This is a genomic window from Peribacillus aracenensis (assembly GCF_025175645.1).
GTDB classification, from domain to species: domain Bacteria; phylum Bacillota; class Bacilli; order Bacillales; family DSM-1321; genus Peribacillus; species Peribacillus aracenensis.
Genome location: NZ_JANZMJ010000035.1, coordinates 44,741 through 61,991 on the forward strand (window position 1 = coordinate 44,741; position 17,251 = coordinate 61,991).

A 17,251-nucleotide genomic window follows, 5' to 3' on the forward strand; every position below is an offset into this window, starting at 1 on the left:
CCTTCCATAATGATTATTTTTTAGTTTTCCTTAGAGCTGCAAAAAGTGCTACAATCGACAGGATTAGTGAAATGACAGCCAGAGTGATGAACAGCGTTTGATTGCCATCACCTTCTGTTGTTGCCGAATCCTTTGAATTGTCAGTTGCCGTGGAATCATTATTAGTTCCAGCCTCATCTTTGTGACCATGGTCCGCTGGTTCTGCATCAGCCTTGGGCGCAACCGTAATCTCCGTTACAGAATGCGGTAGGTCTGAGCCTTCATCACCGCTCCATTCAACAATTTCACCATCTTCGTAATATTGAAATGCATCCCAGGCAACTTTCGTTTCTTCTTTTGGATTTTGTGCTACGAAAGAGAATTGCTGGAATTGTCCAGCAGCTATTCCTTCATCAGTTGCTGTCCAAGTTACCGATTTTACATGCCCATCTTTGTCACCTTCTGTTGATACTTTCCACCCCGGTACAGGCTGATAGCTTTCAAAAGTAACCCCTTCAGGTACTTTTAAAGTCACCTTTGTAGTGGCAGTTTCTTTCTCTACTGGTACTTTGAGTGTATAAGTTTCCCACGCCTCAGGTGCAGATGAACTAGGCTTGACTGTAACGTGAGCATATGCTGAACCGGAAAAAATGAATAATGCAGCAAATGTGAAAATAAGTAGTTTTGAAATGTTTTTCATTAATATTAACCTCCTGTTATGAATTCCCTATGAAAATTATAAAATCAGCATCAATTGAATCCAGGCTTTCAGTTAATCCGTGAACATGGATATTCCACTTTCCTGGCATGGTTAATAAAGACTTTGATGTAAATGTACCTGTGTTTTTCTCCTTCATTTGCAGTTTTATTTCACCGCGTGGCGTATCTAATGGCTGCATAGTGATTGTAAGCTGCTCTATTTTAGCAATGGGCTTGCCTTCTTTGAATAGGTTTACTTGAATCACGTTATCCCCGACTTCATTGGGAGTCACCATTAATGTAACCTCATTATTTTCTTCAGTCCGTAACGTCTTTTCAATGGGCCCGGGAGAAGACATGGCAGTTTGGACATTTGTCAGTAGAGCTGCAATGAGAAGTATGACGATTCCTAAACCAAACTCCATTCCTACACTATAACCAAGTTTTCTCGTTTGCTTTTTCCCTCTGAGAAAATGGAAGCCTCCTAAAACGATCATGACTAACATGAGAATGATTTTCGCCAGTAACAATTGTCCATATGTTGTGTAGAACAATGAATGGATAGTCGGAACATGCTGTAAACTGCTATATATCCCGCTAACAATCAGTATGATTACAAACAGAAATGCCCATCTGGAAAACCTTTGAATGATTGACCAGTAAAATGTTTTCTTATCTTCTTGGACTGCCTGCCGATCAGCAAGCCCAGGTAAAATCACCAATATGGCCATAAGGCCGCCAAGCCATAAAGCCATGGACAACAGATGAAGGAAATCCATCAAAACGGCCAGAACCTGATTAGGAACAGCAGCTGTATGTCCAGTTAAAGCCTTACAAATCATCAAGCTGGCCATTATGATGAAAGAAAAGAAAGGCAATGATTTATTCAGGGAGTTCTCGAGCATGAAATAAATCACTAAAAATAGAAGAAGCAATATTAGAACTTCAATGATCCAGACCGCTCCAAAGTTTGTAGCATTCAATACTTCTTTTATATAAGTCAATTTAAATGCATCCGTCCAACCTACGCCAGCGTCAATCGTAACTTTTAAAGGCAGATTTAAGAAGATGGAAAAGGCTAAACCTGCATATGAAAGCCAAAGGTATAGACGTGTTCTTCTGCTTGCTTCAAAAAGTCGAGGATCCTTCATTAACGATAATCTGAAAAAAAGGATTCCAGTAAGTGCAGCGAAGCATATGTATTGAAGACTTTGAAGGATAACATTGATGGAATTCGGAAAACTTGCATTCACTTCGGGATTTTCTTGGTCTGAAAGGCCCGCTGAATCTCCGAATTGAAAGGGAATTGTTCCTTCAATGGGATGTCCATCACTTGAAACCACTCTCCATTTAATGTAATAAATCCCTTCGTCGATAGTGCCCTTCCACTTAGCTTCCAGTATTTTTTCACTTTGTTCCGAGATTTTACTGTCATGAATTTGAACTTTGTCCCCGCCTTGGCTGAATACCTCAAGCGAATGGAAAGATGGTTGAATATTCTCACTGAATTGAATGCTGATCTTTTCAGGAAGGGTATCCATTGCTTCATTCGGGCTAGGATTAGAGCTTATTACCGTAGCATGACCAAAAGCCATTGCCGGGTATAAAAGCAAACTGAATAGGCTGACTACCAGCCATAAATATTTTTTCATCTTGGTGTGCCATCATCCTTTCATCAGATCATGTAAGCTCATTATAAAAGGAAAATGTGAAAAAACAGTGAAAATAAATTAGTTATCTAAAGGCAGTTTGAAAGGTTTGCTAGAAAAGTGATAACAATAAGTTTAGATTTGCCTTCCTATCTCCATTATTGCCATAAATATTGGTTTGGAATTCCTTTTTGCAAAACATTAATAGGCATCCTGTTGGTATAAACTCCATTAAGAAATAATTAAGGTTCCTTTGATAACCTGAACCTATCATGTTTGCAGGAATTATAGGAGGGATAGGCTTTGCTAAAGAAGGGATTAAAAGAAAAAAGTGTGAAGGGGATCTTGGTTGGTTCCCTTGTGGGGATGGGCACATCCGCTTATATACCCGTGGCAGGGGCTGCGGAAGACACTTCCGTCATTCAAAAAGAGGAACAAATGGTAAATAGTCTTTCAAAGCTGGAAATAGAGGGTATAGCACTGGATCAAAAATTTTCTGAAGATGTACACGAGTATAGTTCGGCAGTGGGGAATGATGTGGAAAGGATCAACTTACTTGCAGCAAGCCCTAACGAGAATGCAGCCATATACGTGAATGGTGTCAAAATGAAAGAGGGGAAGGTGAAGGACTTACAGCTTCAAACTGGCATGAATACGTTTGAAATCACTGTCAGCGATGGGCAAAATGAAACGGTTGCCTATACGCTCAAGGTCGAAAGACTTGAAAGTGATGATAACCTTTTAACATCAATTCGATTATCAGAAGGCTTAATAACATTCGATTCTAAAGTGACAGCTTATAACGCTTCTGTCGAAAATGAAGTCCAGTCCATTGCGGTAACTCCGATATTGAGTGACAGTACCGCAATTGTAAAGGTGAATGGAAAGGATGCAACCAATGCAGGTGTAAAGGTTACCCTTCCAATCGGTAAGACAAAGGTGAAGATTATCGTTACGGCAGAAAATGGAGATGAAAAAACCTATACGCTTACGATTACACGGGCGGCAGCCAAGGAAAAAGAAGAATCGAAAACTGCACCTAAAGCGGGTGAAGTTCAACAGGAGCCCTCAACAGGAACGGGTAAAACTCAACCATCCTCCGATAAGGGAAATAAATCATCTTTAACATCAACGGAATCCACCAATAATCTAAAACCAAGCAGTGGTGTCAGCCAAGCACAGCAACTTGAAAGCATTTCAACAGAAAAAGCGAAAACGGATTCTAGAGAGAAGGGAACGTCAGCAGATCCCTTAGGTGATGAGGGCAATAATGCACCAGTGTTAAACAATTTGACTGTATCATCAGGAGTATGGAACAAAGCTTTTGAATCTAATGAGCATACCTATCATATCGAGGTCGATCATGATATTTCTTCAGTCGAAATGAATGCAACGGCAAATGCCAGCGGAGCAACGATTGAATATGATGGTGAGAGCAGTAAAAAAGTGAAGATCAAGGATAAAGCGAAAACGGCCATTTCCGTTACCGTTTCAAAGGATGGGGAGCGCCGTACTTACGTCCTTGTTTTCGAAAAGGATATGGATGTGGAGATGGATGAGGAAGAAACCGTGGATGATGTCATAACAAAAGAGGTGGGCGTTGAGGCAGCGCAGATGAGTACAGCCGGCAAGTCGGAGGGAGATACATACAATAATACTGGAGGCCAAATTGATCGCAAACAACCTGTTGGGACCGGGTCATTCTTTGGGAATATAAAGGATTTCTTCACCTCCTTGATTAAATAGGGATGGGTCTGAATCCTGCAAAAAAAGGACAAGGTTTAGGCTTGTCCTTGGATTTATACTTTTATGGGCAAAATGATTTGGACCTCGGTTCCATGGTTTAGTTCGCTGTTAAAGTGGACCTTTCCCCGATGCGCCTCAATGATTCGGCAACTGACTGTCAGTCCTAATCCGGTTCCTTTTTCTTTAGAAGAATAGAAAGGTTCGCCAAGATGCTTTATCCGTTTTTTTTCAATTCCGCTTCCATTATCTTTGATGGTAATGGAAAGGTTATTGTCGATGCGTTCAAAATCAATCCAAATGTGATCGGCGGATGCCTCCATTGAATTCTTGAGCATGTTTATGAATACTTGTTTTAATTGGTTTCCCTCACATAATAGAAGCGGTATTTCGTTTTTAACAGATATTGATATTTGGGTGGGGTACGAGTCCGCCTCTGGTTTCAACAAGGTTTTGACATCATTCATCAGGTCGATGATTTGATGTTTGCTGAATGGAAGTTCCTGTGGTTTTGCCAGAACGAGTAACTCGCTTACAATAAGATTGATCCGGTCCAATTCACTTAACATGATCGTGTAGTATTGTTCATAGGGATGGTCGCTCTTTTTAAGCAGCTGGACGAAACCTTTTAAAGAAGTCAGCGGGTTTCGTACCTCGTGGGCCACACTTGCGGCAAGTTCGCCGACTATCGATAATTTTTCAGTTCTTCTTAATCGTGCTTCGGTTTCCCGAATTTGAGTGACTTCTTTAGCATAAGTAATGATTCCTACTAAATCCTCTCCAACCATCATCGGGACAAACGAACAAGAAAGTAAGATGGACTTTCCGTACTTCGTCAGGAATTCTATATCTTTCCCTTTTTTTATCCCCTTTTGGTTTTCCAGGACATATTGGCAAGATGTACGGATCAATTCCGCGTCTTCTGCTGAGAAGTTCAAATTAATGAATGAGGCTCCATGTATTTCTTCCTGTTGAAAGCCTGTTACAGTTTCAAACCTTGGATTAACGGTCGTGATCATTCCGTTTAAATCAAGCATCAGCATTGGATAAGGGTTGTGTTCAAACAATGATTTATAGCGTTGTTCACTATCGAATAATTGATTCTCCGCGACTACTCTTTCAGAAATATCCCTGCCAATGACGACTAAGCCTTTTCGTGAACCATCCTCATTGAACAGAGGAACCTTGATCGTATCAAAGGTCTTGTGATTGCCATCGGGAAGAGGGACGATTTCCTCACACCTTGTGATTTCCCCTTTTACCCAAGTTTCTTCATCGGATACTTCACAGTAGATCAACGACTCTTTATAAAATTCTGAGTATTCCGCGAGCTCGCTGTCTCTTTTTCCCTTATAGTCTACATGCTCCAATTGAAATAATTGCAGGCCGAAGGTATTGGATTCAAGCCAACGGCCATCACCATCCTTGAAGTTAACGAAATCCACCATTGAATTGATGAGTGTCCGCCGACGTTGCTCAGCTTCTTTTAATTGCTTGAATTCTTCCCTTTTAGCTAAATAAAGATATAAAACCAAGCCTATTGATAAAAGGAAAACAAATCCTTCCGCTCTTTGAAGTTGAATGAAGACCTCTTTGTTTTGGATATTTGTAGTTAAAAAATAGTCGAACACGACTAGTGTAAGAATCCCGGATAGGATATATATTGCTAAGATGGAGCGTTTGGACATGGAGATTCTCCCTGATTTTAAGACATTTCTAAGGTAAAATTACATACACATTTTAACAAACTATCGGAAAAAAATATATGCAGATTCCTAAATAAAAAAACAGGATCAAAGTGGTCACCTGTTTTTTCTGAAAAAGGTTTGTTTCCTTTTCTTTTTTGCACGCTTATAGATAATGAAAAATAGTAAGAGGACGAGTGCGAGTGCTGCTAGCGTATATTGGTTCATTTCAACAGATAACAGTCCATATGGAATGAGCGAAAGGAAGAAAAAGTAAATAAGGTTACCAAGTGCCGTCGCTAATAAAAAATCCTTGAAAGTGACGGTGCTGACACCAGCTACCAAGTTAATTAAGCTTGTTGGGATCAGAGGGAAAATCCTGCCTGTAAAAACGTACATGAAGCCATGCTCTACAACAGTTTCTTGCCATTTTTCGCTAATTTTCTTTATGAGAAGTTCCTGAAACCAGTTTCTTGCTGCATAAAAAATGAAACCTGAGGCAACAACGCTTGTAAACCAACTCCATAGATATCCATATATGAATCCGAATATCGTGACATTGATGGTCAGGAGCAAAATTAAGGGGATGATTGTAAAAGAATTTTGTACAAACATCAATACGAATGTCACAATAAATGTAAGCAAAAGGTTTTCCTTCAAAATGCCAATAACAGAATCCAGATCACTTTTCCAAACCAAAGTGAATAACTCTGCATTATAGAAAATAAATATTGCGATTACCAATAGACCGATTATGGTCAGGATTTTTTTCAAAGGGCCACCACCATTCTTACTAGTAGTTTATCATTTTCGAGTTCATTGGTGAAAAAAAGAGCTGCCGCATCATTGCAGACAGCTCTTTTCCATTATAGTGGGTTTCAGACACGAAGATTCCATTAAAGCCACTTTTCAAACTGAATTCTTTTGTTCATTCCATAAATGATTGGCGCTCCAATCAAGAGGACAACGAATTCACCGACAGCCGTGGTCATCCAGCTTAACCAGAATGGGAAGCCCAGGGCAAGATTCAGCTCAATTGCAATTAAAAACATTGTGAACGTGAAAAAGATAATCGTTGCGATCATCCGTCCTTTAATGCCTTTTATGAACCGAGAAACAAAAATGACAAGCAACAAGGCGAGCAGAGATTGCCCCACCCCGAAAATCAAGTCATATGGCACCATCGGGGAAAAGAGCAGATTCGATATGAAGACTCCGCCGACGATACCGTAGATATACTTTTTATTGAATACAATCAGATGATTCAATATTTCCGGTACACGAAATTGGAACATCTGAAATGATATTGGTTGGAATACCAATGAGACCGCCACATACAAGGCAGCCAATAACCCGCTTATTACGAGTGTACGAACATTCATTTTACTCTCTCCCTAGTTTTTTATCGTGGGATGGTTACGAACCACGTTTAGGCGTTTGCCCGATGTTTAATAGTATCCCATGTAAGCTTGTTTCGTCAATTTGTAAAGAATGGTTTTAATTTATAAGTTTTCAAGCAGGGGAAGTAGCTCAATTGGATTTTGATTTATTGCAATGATGGATGATATTATTTCAATATGTACTTCAAAGGAGTGAATATAGGATGTCAATCGAGAGTGTCAAAAGCCATTTTAAACAATGGGATCGGGAAGGCGATGTAATGGAGTTCGAAACATCAAGTGCTACGGTGATTGAAGCAGCGGAAACCATCGGTGTTATCCCAGCGCGGATTGCTAAGACTCTTTCCTTTAAGGGAGAAGGTGAAAAAGCCATTTTGGTTGTTGCCGCAGGGGACGCGAAAGTGGATAATAAGAAATTTCGTCAGACGTTCGGTTTCAAAGCACGTATGCTTTCACCTGAAGAAGTGCTTGCACAGACCGGCCATGCCATCGGAGGGGTTTGCCCGTTTGGTTTGGCAAATGATCTAGCTGTTTTTCTTGATGTATCGATGAAACGCTTTGATACATTGTTCCCGGCATGCGGCAGTGCGAACTCTGCCATAGAACTTAAACTCGCTGAGTTGTTTGAATATTCAGGTGCTAAGGATTGGGTGGATGTATGCAAAGGTTGGGAAGAGAAGGAAAATGAGGAAACGACGGTAGGCAATGCAGTTAATGGCCTTTGATGGTTTCATAAAATCCACATGAATGGTATTGAGTCCACTACGGTGGACTTTATTTTAGTGGCGGCGGCATACATTTTCTATGATTTAAGCGGAAAATCGGGCGGAAAGTGTTCCTGAGTGGAGGTTGAAAGATGTTAAATGAAAGCAAAAGAAAAGGCAATAACTGCTATTTTAGTCTTAAAACTCTTTATGAAGAGAATATAACGGTTAAGAGCATTGCCCAGGAGCTTGAGTTTTGCCATAAAAACGATCTGGCAGTGGATATCCAGAAAGCATTGGAAAAAAAGAACTTTGATATATTGGCAGTGCAAGATCAGGGGGAAATCATCGGGTATATCGAAAGGGAAGAACTCGGTGATGGAAGCATTTCTGAATATTTGAGAAACTTTTCACCAAGGGAAATGGTTTCGGATTCAACCCCTTTGATCCAGCTTCTCCAGATTTTCAAGAATAAAACAAGGGTGTTCGTATTAGAGAATAATTCGATTAAAAAGTTGATTACCCATGCCGACCTTCAAAAGCCTCCGATCAGGATGCTGATATTCGGATACATTACTTTATTGGAAATGAGGATGAGCGATATCATCCAGGATAGATTCGGCGATGGCAGCTGGTATCCAATGATCAGCGAAGACCGTTTTGAAAAGGCAACCGAATTATATAGAAGGAGAATCGATAAAAACGAGGATATCAATATAATCGAGTGCCTGCAAATCAGTGATAAATTCGATATCATACATAAAGATAAAGATTTGAGGCGCTTCTTCCAAATCCCTTCGAAAAGTAAAGGGAAGAAGGATGCAAATGCCATCCGGAAATTACGGGATAAGATTTCCCATGCTAATGAATTGGGTCTGGACATGTCATGGATGGAAATCATCGAGGTTGTCGAGTCCTGTGGCCGACTGCTCGAAATCTCTGAATCCTATCAGTATGAAAAATAAGGATCCAGCTAATCATGCGGGTTCTTTTTTAGCGCATCCAAATAGAAAAAACTGCCCATATCGGGCAGTCTCCCCCTTAAAACTCCGGCAGTTGATCCAGATTATTTTCTTTTATCCCATCGGGCTCACTCCGCAATATGTCACGTCCATATTTATGAAAGACGTCAACATTGGCCAGGTTGCCTGCTTTGGCTTCCGAAAGGGCTGTGGGGTAGTCGAGTTCGCGGCCGGAGTTCGTCTTGATGGCGATTATATTGTCCTCTTCATTTTTCCTTACAGCGATGATTTCTTCTTTTCCTGCTGAATCAGCTTGGTTTGCTTGCGGTGTTCCCTGCTGTTTATATGATTCATAGGCTTTTTCAAATTGGTCCATGTTTTAGACACCTCCTATTTATAGGGTGAGCCATTTTTTCTGCAATATACAAACCGGATTTCGTCCAACTTGAGCCGTTAATTCGTCCAAATGGGCCGATTTTTCGGCACTTTATTAAAGTGAATGCTGTCTTTTTGCTTTTTTGCAGTGGCATGGCACTTGCATCTTGTGTAAGTAGCAGGTGTAAGTAGTAGCAAGAAATAATATCCACTGGATTAAGGGAGGAAAATGAATCATGAATGTAAAACAAGGGGCAAGCACTGTAAATGAAAAACAAAAGGTCAAGACAATGAAAGCGGCGGTCGTCAATGAATTTAACCAAAAACTTGAGATTAAAGAAGTTCCCATCCCCGAGTTGGAATATGGTGAGATATTAGTGAAAATTAAAGCCTGTGGCGTATGTCATACCGATTTGCATGCGGTACATGGTGATTGGCCGGTAAAACCCAAGCTTCCGCTTATCCCCGGACATGAGGGTGTGGGCATTATAGAAAAGGTGGCAGAAGGCGTAACTTCCTTGAAAGTAGGTGACCGTGTTGGGATCCCATGGCTTTATTCGGCCTGTGGCGATTGTGAATATTGCCTGACCGGAAGGGAAACGCTTTGCTTGGATCAATTGAATGCAGGCTATTCCGTGGACGGAGGATATGCGGAATATTGTAAAGCACCCGCCAAATATGTGGTGAAGGTTCCAGAAGGGCTTGACTTTGCGGAGATTTCACCAATTTTCTGTGCAGGTGTAACGACTTATAAAGCGCTAAAGGTGTCAGAAGCAAAACCAGGCGATTGGGTAGCGGTTTATGGAATTGGCGGATTGGGACATGTTGCCCTGCAATATGCAAAAGCGATGGGCTTTAATGTAATTGCTGTCGATATTCAAGATGATAAGCTGGATCTGGCAACTGAACTTGGGGCGGATTATACGGTTAATGGGCTTAAGACCGATCCTGTTCAGGCTATAAAGGATAAAGTTGGCGGTGTGCAGGCATCCATTTCTGTAGCGGTTACGAAAAAAGCTTTCCAACAGGCTTACAGTTCAGTCAAGAGGGGCGGGACACTTGTCGTAGTAGGATTGCCGAATGATGAACTCCCAATCCCGATTTTTGATACAGTGCTAAATGGGGTAACTGTAAAAGGGTCAATCGTCGGCACGAGAAAAGATTTACAGGAAGCCGTTCAATTTGCGGCTGAGGGTAAAGTCAGAACGAATATAGAGACGAGGAAACTTGATGAAATAAATGATGTGTTTTCAATGATGGAAAAGGGGGAAATCAACGGACGCATCGTATTGACGCTAGAATAGGAACAGAGGAGGATGTCCTGGAACGGGGCATCCTCCTTTTTATTATGTCTGGTTCTTCTCATTTAATATATAACGTAATTTCCGTATGGATATCTGCAAGCGTTTGGCTGCCTCATTCCGGTTGCCGTAAGTTTTTTGCAGTGCCTGCATGACGAGCTCCTTTCCAATTGTGGATTGAAGCTGTTTGATTTCCGTAAGTATTTCTTCAAGCATCAGTTCATCCTTTTCTTTAAAGTCGGCCACTAGCCTTTTTCGCCATTCTTCAAGAAGGTTTTCAGTTGACTGAGTCCCATTAGTGGACACGTTTTTGTCAGGCGTGATCTGGCTGTTAGTGAGAGAGATATCATTTGCGGATATTACCGACTTATGGTCTGCAAGAGTTAATGTGCGCATGACCACATTAGATAGTTCGCGTATGTTGCCTGGCCAGTTGTATTGCTGTAATTTTTCAATGGCTTCATTGGAAAAAGAGATATCTCCATGACCATTCCTCTCAATCAAGTGACGGACAAGCAAGGGAATATCCTCTTTTCGATTCCTTAAAGGCGGGATATCGAGAGTCACGACGTTCAGCCGGTAAAATAGGTCTTCCCGGAATTTATTTTTGTCCACTGCCTGCTGTAGGTTTTCATTGGAGGCTGCCACTAACCGGGCGTTCGTCCGTAATGTCCCGCTGCTGCCAACCCGCATGAATTCCCTCGTTTCCAAAACTCGAAGCAATTTGACCTGGATGGCGGGACTCGCATCCGCAATTTCATCAAGAAAAAGCGTCCCGTTCCCGGCAATTTCGAAAAAACCCTTTCGCAGCTGGGTCGCTCCGGTGAAAGCGCCCTTTTCATGACCAAATAATTCGCTCTCAAGCAGGGATTCAGAGATCGCTCCACAATTGATGCCGATAAAAGGTTCATGGTTTCGGGGGCTGGCAATGTGAATGAAGCGTGAAAGCACTTCTTTACCGCTTCCGGTTTCTCCTTCGATCAATACATTGACGGATTTTTGGGCGACCTTGAAAGACGTTTCAATCAAATTCTTCATTAAAGGACTTTCGCCGACAATGAGTCCTGAATCCTCGGCCAGTTTATGGATGAAATGCTGATTCAAATCTTCATTTTCATTTAAAAGGTTGTCAATCTGCCTTTCCAGTACTTCAATATCCACAAAGGGTTTTTCCATATAATCACTCGCGCCAAGTTTCATTGCATCAACAGCGGTCTTGACGGTGCTGTATCCGGTCATGATCAGTACCTTGCAACGCGGCTGTATCTGTTTTAAATGCTGCAGGAGGGAAAGTCCATCACAATCCGGAAGTTTCAGGTCTATCATTGCGACATCAAAACGCTGCTGATTCCAATCCATTTCATGAAAATCCTTCCCACTATTCACAACTTGTACGAGATAACCTTTCATCGTAAAAAGGCGGGAAAGAAAAGTCCCAACCTCTTTCTCATCGTCTACCACAAGTAAATGAACCACATTATCATCCCCTTTCCTCTTCTGCTTGTAAGGGAAGCCTCAGGAAAAAAGTGCTTCCTTGTCCTGGTGTGCTCAAAACGTCGATATTCCCACCATGTTCTTTGGCGATGCCAAGGCTTACAGACAGCCCCAAACCGGTACCTTTTTCACGGTCTTTAGTCGTATGGAAGGGATGGAATATGAAGGGCAGGCGTTCTTTTTCAATCCCGGTTCCGTTATCAGTCACACGAACCACCATGAACTTGTTATCTGTATAGGTAGTGATCGCAATCGATTTTTCCGTTTGGGCGGACTCATCCAATGCGTCCTTGGCATTCAATAGCAAGTTGATGATGATCTGTTCTATCTGCGGCTGGCTGCCCTTTATGTAAGGAAGGTCTTCCTGAAGGGTAAGATGGAGGGATATCTGCTTCTTCCCAAGTTGGAACTTCAAAAGGTTCAAAACCTGGTTAATGGCTTCGTTAATAGAGTAATAGTGGAATCTATACTCATCTTGCCTTGAAAAGGTAAGCAGGCTTTTCACTATTTGCCTGCATCGATCTCCGCAAACCTTAATATCGTTTAACAGCATATGATCCAGATTATCCTGTGGGGTTTTACGTAATAAAATTTGCGAGTTACCAAGAATGGCCGTTAATGGGCTATTCAATTCATGGGCAATCCCAGCTGCCATTTCTCCGATCGCCCCAAGTTTACCGGCGTGTAATAGCTGGACTTCCATCTGTCTTCTTTCGGTGACATTTTTATAATAAGCAATGACCCCATATACTTGATGTTCCTTATTCTGAATCGGGTAGGCATGCATTTCCAGGATGGTATCATGCTGAAGGAGAATTTCCTGAAACCCTGGCTTATTACATGAAAAGGTATCTTGAATCAGATTTTGGGATTTATCAATTAAAGGAATCTGGTCGGAAAAGTCCCTGGCTGAATCATTGGATTGATAGACCGCTCCTTTCTGATCAAAGACGATGATCATGTCTTCGACTGCCTTGAATGTATCCTCCCACTCCTGTTTGGAATGAAGAACTTCCTTATAAAGCTGGGCATTCTCCAAAGTTAACGCAAGCTGATTGGATAGTTGTTCAAGAAATTCGAGTTCATCTTTATGCCATGTCTTCTTTTTCTTCCTGCCAAAAGTCCAAATTCCGATTTTTTTACTTTTTCCGTATAAAGGGACCAATAGAAGTGATTCGATCTCAAGGGATAATAGACGTTCCTTTTCCCGGAAGTCCGGTAACTGTTTAACCTCCACCTCAATGGGCTGTTTTTCTTTCAAGGCAGACGAGAAATCCTGAAAAGGGTGTAACAAATTTTTGGCATCCATTTCAAGTTCACAGTGACCATTAGGGCAGATATGAAGAAGGGCAGGTTCTTCCTCATACAATATGACAAAATGACTGTCATCGAAGGTAATGAGCTGCTTAAGTTTTGTGATAACATTTCGGAGAATCTCGTGGATGTCGATGTCCATATTCATATTTTTAGTGATGTCATTCATGATTTCAAGCTGCATATTCTTCTTCTTCAGCTGATCCACGGTTTTCTTAAGTTCCGTGTAATACGTTTTCTTTGAAGATTTAACACCTGTCATTAAGTCTATCAATTCAATTTTGTTCATGCTTTTCACCTCTTAAAGGGCTGTAAGAAGCAGCTGATTAATCTGTTCTAATGACATATCACGAGGATTGGTGATCATGCAGGCATCCTCAAGAGCGGTCATCCCTATGGGGTATATCATTTCTTTCGTAATGCCGACATCACTTAAACTCTTGGGAGCCCCTATATCCTGGGATAATTCCCTTACGAAGTGTATGGCTGCCATTCCTGCTTGCTGCTCGGTCAATGTCCGTGTATCGATGCCCATGATGTCTGCAATCTCGCTGAATCGCCTTGGTGAGGCAATTCGATTGAAATCCATGACATGGGGAAGGAGTATCGCATTGATTTCACCATGCGGAAGGAGGTATTTGCCGCCTAAGGCATGTGAAATGGCATGGGCAGCTCCCAAAATGGCGTTGGAAAAAGCCAGTCCAGCCTGAAGGCTTGCCATCGCCATCGCTTTTTTTGCTTCCTCATTATGCCTGGATGCAACAGAGGGGCGTAAGTGGCGGGAAACGATGGAAAGCGCGTTTTTGGCTTGTACATCTGTCAAAGGCGTCGCTGCGATTGAAACATAGGATTCAATGGCGTGGGTTAAAACATCCATTCCCGTAGCTGCGGTCAAATCCGGTCCCAAGGTGGTTAAGGTACCAGGGTCGACTATTGCAATATCGGGGACGAGTGATTTTGAAATGATCGTCATTTTTTTCTCGCGGAATGAATCGACGATCACCGAAAACTGAGATACTTCCGAACCCGATCCTGCAGTGGTCATGATCATCACCATGGGCGGGAGGGGTGAGTGGACTTTATCAACACCTTCATAATCACTGATGATGCCGCCATTCGTTACTAAAAGGGCTACCCCTTTGGCGACATCCAAAGCACTGCCTCCTCCCAAACCAATGATGGCATCACATTCTTGTTCTTTAAATGCCAAACAGCCGGCCTCGATCTCCCTATCCTTCGGATTGGTCGTCATTTCAATGAAGGTAGCAAAAGCAAGGCCTGCATCTTGGCAGGATGTAATGACTATATCTAACCAGCCAGCATTGGCCACCCCTGAGTCGCTGACTATCAAGGCCTTTTTGGCACCCAAACGCAAGCAGGCCTCGCCAGCTTGTTCAATCGAACCTTTTCCAAAAATCACTTCAGGCATCACGAATTTAGTTATCGACATCTTTGCGCCTTCTCCCTGTGAAAATTCTATTTCTTCTGTATTATTTTCCCGAAAAAGAGCGAAAATCCTGTTTGGATTCCAGGTATTTTTATATAATCTGACAAAATATCGAATGATAAGGAACTTTTGGCACGAGTCAAACCTCCTATTAATTTCTTTGATTTGTAAATTTGTTACTTTAGACATGTATGAATAGGGATAAACCTACCTAGTTAGTATTTTCTATATATTGTAAAATGATGGTGAAATCTACTAAACTGGGAGGCAATCTATGAAAAAACCATTTCTATCGGTAACCTTAATCGCAGCATTGACACTCGGGACAGCCGGGACAACTACCGCTTTAGCAACGCCACATCCATCGCCGGTGCTATCTGCGCCATCCACGGACAAGCAAGTCATTAAAAAAATCGATGCCGATAAAATCTACAAGAATATTGAATACCTCTCACAAACACCTCGGGTCGCCGGTACCGATTCTGAGTATAAAGCTGTCCAATTCATCAAAAAGCAATTCAAATCTTATGGCTATAATGCCGATATCGAAGAGTTCAATTTTTTATCTTATACAGACCCAAATCTGGTTGAACTGTCCGTTGCCGGATTTGATGGGGAAATCCAAGCGAACCATTTAACCTATTCTGTTAATGGGGACCTATCCGGTGAAGTGGTATATGCCGGTTTAGGAACGAAAGAAGAGCTGGAGGAAACCGACGTTTCAGGGAAGATTGCCCTTATACAAAGAGGGAGCCTCACTTTTGCAGAGAAAGTATTGAATGCAGCAGAAAAAGGGGCAGCGGGAGTCATCCTATTCAATAATGCAGATGGGGATTTAAACGGGACACTCGGTGAGGATAATGACAAGTTTATTCCATCTGTCACGATAACCAAAAAGGATGGGGAAGCCCTGCTGGGAAAATTGAATGCCGGAGTTAAATTGACAGCATCATTAAAAATCGAAGGAGCTTATTCCGGAGAAAAAACCTCTTATAATGTAGTGGCAACGAAAAAAGCAACAAAGAACAATAAAGCAACAAAGAGCGATATCATTTATATTACTGGACATCATGATTCCGTCGCGGGGGCACCCGGCGCGAATGATGATGCATCAGGAACATCCGTCACCCTTGAACTTGCACGTGTTCTGAAGAACCTTCCGACAGATACGGAAATTCGCTTCGTCACCTTTGGGGCCGAGGAAAATGGATTACTAGGTTCACAGCATTATGTGAACAATCTCCCTGATGATGATATCAAGCGGACCATTGCCAACTTCAATCTGGATATGGTGGGAAGCAGGGATGCCGGGGATTTGGTCATTTTGACTAATGATGGAGAAATGAACCTTGTAACCGAGCTGGCCCAGGCATCAAGTACAAGACTGAATGGAGAGCCGACTCCATATGGACAAGGCGGGCGAAGTGACCATGTATCCTTTGCTGAAGCCGGGATTCCCGCTGCGTTATTCATCCACAGTCCATCAGAACCTTGGTATCATACTCCTGATGATACCATTGATAAAATCTCAAAAGAAAAGCTTCAAGATGTTGCTGAAATTGTCGGCACCGCTGTCTATGACCAAGCTAAAATCGAAGCTAAAAAACCTGATCCAAATCATAAAAAAGGGAAAAAGGTGAAAGTACCGCATTTATTTGTCGAAAAGGAATTCAAATAATGCAGTAAATATTTAGAGGGTGCAGCCTGCACTCTCTTTTTATGTTTAAAAATGGAAAACAGGGGTAAAAGGTCTAATCTGGAAATAGTGTCCATGGGGAAGATTCCCTAAACACCTAGCATAAATAGCTTATTTATCCCTATTTAACTCTAAGACTATAATCCTTATAATGAAAAATATGAAAAATATGACAGTCTACATAATGAGAATAGTATGTTTGAGGTGATTTTTTAAGTGTATGCAAATTCATTGAGTGAAATTCACTCTGCCCTCTCCAGTAAAATGTCCGATGTGAATGAAAAAATCAATCGTTTGGAGCAGGCAAAAAGACAAATCAAAGACGAACAGAATGCCTGTCTGGGGGAAATTGCCAAAATTAAAAATCCGGACTTGGGTAAAAGCTGGACGGGAAACCGTGCAGAAGACTTTCAAGATGCCCGCAGTGATGCATACAAGGCAATGACAACGATCATTCATGATGATTATGACGACTATCAAGAGAAAATCGACGGTAAAATCATGATGCTTAATATAGAAAAAAAGGCTCTGAGTGCAGCAGGCACCATAGCCCATGAAGCCGATGCACTTTTAGGTAAAGGGGAAGCCGTCATAGATAAATTGGAAAGTAAAATATCATATTTAAATGGGTGGTTGTTTTTATGACGACAATCAAACTGAATCATCCTGCCGTAACGAAGCAAGTCGATCAGGTGAAGACGGCACTTGGTACAGTCACGCTTGGAAATTTGCCGGCAGGCGAGCTTGGCAGCAATAAATTGGAATTCACTTCGAAATGGATCGACCGGGAAACGAACCTGGAA

The 17,251-nt window shown here is 41.8% G+C and carries 16 protein-coding genes and 1 riboswitch; of the genes, 7 read left to right on the forward strand and 9 right to left on the reverse strand.

Annotation, left to right across the window (positions count from 1 at the left end):
• Positions 1-13: 13 nt before the first annotated feature.
• Both N0M92_RS24425 and N0M92_RS24430 read right to left on the reverse strand, forming a co-directional pair.
• Positions 14-679, reverse strand: coding sequence for a YcnI family copper-binding membrane protein (locus N0M92_RS24425; RefSeq protein WP_260288248.1), 666 nt, complete (start codon positions 677-679; stop codon positions 14-16).
• A 16-nt stretch (positions 680-695) separates the two neighbouring features.
• Positions 696-2,330: a copper resistance CopC/CopD family protein gene (locus N0M92_RS24430; protein WP_260288249.1), complete on the reverse strand. Its 1,635-nt coding sequence runs from the start codon at positions 2,328-2,330 to the stop codon at positions 696-698.
• A 300-nt stretch (positions 2,331-2,630) separates the two neighbouring features.
• Here N0M92_RS24430 and N0M92_RS24435 point away from each other — a divergent pair, with 300 nt between their 5' ends.
• Positions 2,631-4,073: a cadherin-like beta sandwich domain-containing protein gene (locus N0M92_RS24435; protein ID WP_260288250.1), complete on the forward strand. Its 1,443-nt coding sequence runs from the start codon at positions 2,631-2,633 to the stop codon at positions 4,071-4,073.
• A gap of 53 nt (positions 4,074-4,126) precedes the next feature.
• On the opposite strand, the gene N0M92_RS24440 is transcribed toward N0M92_RS24435, so the two are convergent.
• The 3 genes from N0M92_RS24440 to N0M92_RS24450 all read right to left on the reverse strand — a co-directional run bounded on the left by N0M92_RS24440 (position 4,127) and on the right by N0M92_RS24450 (position 7,137).
• Entirely contained in the window at positions 4,127-5,758 is a 1,632-nt protein-coding gene (locus N0M92_RS24440; protein WP_260288251.1) for a PAS domain-containing sensor histidine kinase, read from the reverse strand.
• A gap of 114 nt (positions 5,759-5,872) precedes the next feature.
• Positions 5,873-6,529, reverse strand: a complete 657-nt coding sequence (locus tag N0M92_RS24445) for a TVP38/TMEM64 family protein (protein ID WP_260288253.1) — start codon at positions 6,527-6,529, stop codon at positions 5,873-5,875.
• Between the two features lie 122 nt (positions 6,530-6,651).
• Positions 6,652-7,137, reverse strand: coding sequence for a QueT transporter family protein (locus tag N0M92_RS24450; RefSeq protein WP_076372803.1), 486 nt, complete (start codon positions 7,135-7,137; stop codon positions 6,652-6,654).
• A 6-nt stretch (positions 7,138-7,143) separates the two neighbouring features.
• Positions 7,144-7,188, reverse strand: a riboswitch (PreQ1 riboswitch).
• A 170-nt stretch (positions 7,189-7,358) separates the two neighbouring features.
• On the opposite strand from N0M92_RS24450, the gene N0M92_RS24455 reads away from it, so the two are divergent.
• Entirely contained in the window at positions 7,359-7,880 is a 522-nt protein-coding gene (locus tag N0M92_RS24455; protein WP_260288255.1) for a YbaK/EbsC family protein, read from the forward strand.
• Between the two features lie 131 nt (positions 7,881-8,011).
• Entirely contained in the window at positions 8,012-8,824 is an 813-nt protein-coding gene (locus tag N0M92_RS24460; protein WP_260288257.1) for a hypothetical protein, read from the forward strand.
• A gap of 76 nt (positions 8,825-8,900) precedes the next feature.
• Here the strand turns inward: N0M92_RS24460 and N0M92_RS24465 are convergent, their stop codons facing one another.
• The gene (locus N0M92_RS24465) at positions 8,901-9,197 is read right to left on the reverse strand and encodes a DUF3892 domain-containing protein (protein ID WP_076372809.1); all 297 of its coding nucleotides are present in this window, start codon (positions 9,195-9,197) and stop codon (positions 8,901-8,903) included.
• Positions 9,198-9,486: 289 nt separating this feature from the next.
• Here N0M92_RS24465 and adhP point away from each other — a divergent pair, with 289 nt between their 5' ends.
• Positions 9,487-10,500, forward strand: a complete 1,014-nt coding sequence (gene adhP, locus N0M92_RS24470; RefSeq protein ID WP_260288265.1) for an alcohol dehydrogenase AdhP — start codon at positions 9,487-9,489, stop codon at positions 10,498-10,500.
• A 42-nt stretch (positions 10,501-10,542) separates the two neighbouring features.
• Here adhP and N0M92_RS24475 read toward each other — a convergent pair whose 3' ends face one another.
• Genes N0M92_RS24475 through N0M92_RS24485 form a run of 3 tightly spaced genes read right to left on the reverse strand, consistent with a single transcriptional unit; the run spans position 10,543 to position 14,755 of the window.
• A complete protein-coding gene (locus tag N0M92_RS24475; RefSeq protein WP_260288258.1) occupies positions 10,543-11,973 on the reverse strand; it encodes a sigma-54-dependent transcriptional regulator in 1,431 nt (476 codons plus the stop codon).
• Between the two features lie 4 nt (positions 11,974-11,977).
• A complete protein-coding gene (locus N0M92_RS24480; protein WP_260288259.1) occupies positions 11,978-13,594 on the reverse strand; it encodes a GAF domain-containing sensor histidine kinase in 1,617 nt (538 codons plus the stop codon).
• A 12-nt stretch (positions 13,595-13,606) separates the two neighbouring features.
• Positions 13,607-14,755, reverse strand: a complete 1,149-nt coding sequence (locus N0M92_RS24485) for an iron-containing alcohol dehydrogenase (protein ID WP_260288260.1) — start codon at positions 14,753-14,755, stop codon at positions 13,607-13,609.
• Positions 14,756-15,026: 271 nt separating this feature from the next.
• On the opposite strand from N0M92_RS24485, the gene N0M92_RS24490 reads away from it, so the two are divergent.
• The 3 genes from N0M92_RS24490 to N0M92_RS24500 all read left to right on the forward strand — a co-directional run.
• Positions 15,027-16,430, forward strand: coding sequence for a M28 family peptidase (locus N0M92_RS24490; protein WP_260288261.1), 1,404 nt, complete (start codon positions 15,027-15,029; stop codon positions 16,428-16,430).
• A gap of 234 nt (positions 16,431-16,664) precedes the next feature.
• A complete protein-coding gene (locus N0M92_RS24495) occupies positions 16,665-17,093 on the forward strand; it encodes a DUF5082 domain-containing protein (protein ID WP_260288262.1) in 429 nt (142 codons plus the stop codon).
• Positions 17,090-17,251 (forward strand): DUF5344 family protein (locus N0M92_RS24500; protein WP_260288266.1); only part of this gene is annotated, 162 nt, incomplete at its 3' end. The genes N0M92_RS24495 and N0M92_RS24500, both read left to right, overlap by 4 nt.

Coding starts and splice junctions, on each gene's coding strand:
- N0M92_RS24425 (WP_260288248.1), bottom strand. CDS start 679: ATGAAAAACATTTCAAAACTACTTATTTTCACATTTGCTGCATTATTC.
- N0M92_RS24430 (WP_260288249.1), bottom strand. CDS start 2,330: ATGAAAAAATATTTATGGCTGGTAGTCAGCCTATTCAGTTTGCTTTTA.
- N0M92_RS24440 (WP_260288251.1), bottom strand. CDS start 5,758: ATGTCCAAACGCTCCATCTTAGCAATATATATCCTATCCGGGATTCTT.
- N0M92_RS24450 (WP_076372803.1), bottom strand. CDS start 7,137: ATGAATGTTCGTACACTCGTAATAAGCGGGTTATTGGCTGCCTTGTAT.
- N0M92_RS24455 (WP_260288255.1), top strand. CDS start 7,359: ATGTCAATCGAGAGTGTCAAAAGCCATTTTAAACAATGGGATCGGGAA.
- N0M92_RS24460 (WP_260288257.1), top strand. CDS start 8,012: ATGTTAAATGAAAGCAAAAGAAAAGGCAATAACTGCTATTTTAGTCTT.
- N0M92_RS24465 (WP_076372809.1), bottom strand. CDS start 9,197: ATGGACCAATTTGAAAAAGCCTATGAATCATATAAACAGCAGGGAACA.
- adhP (WP_260288265.1), top strand. CDS start 9,487: ATGAAAGCGGCGGTCGTCAATGAATTTAACCAAAAACTTGAGATTAAA.
- N0M92_RS24480 (WP_260288259.1), bottom strand. CDS start 13,594: ATGAACAAAATTGAATTGATAGACTTAATGACAGGTGTTAAATCTTCA.
- N0M92_RS24485 (WP_260288260.1), bottom strand. CDS start 14,755: ATGTCGATAACTAAATTCGTGATGCCTGAAGTGATTTTTGGAAAAGGT.
- N0M92_RS24490 (WP_260288261.1), top strand. CDS start 15,027: ATGAAAAAACCATTTCTATCGGTAACCTTAATCGCAGCATTGACACTC.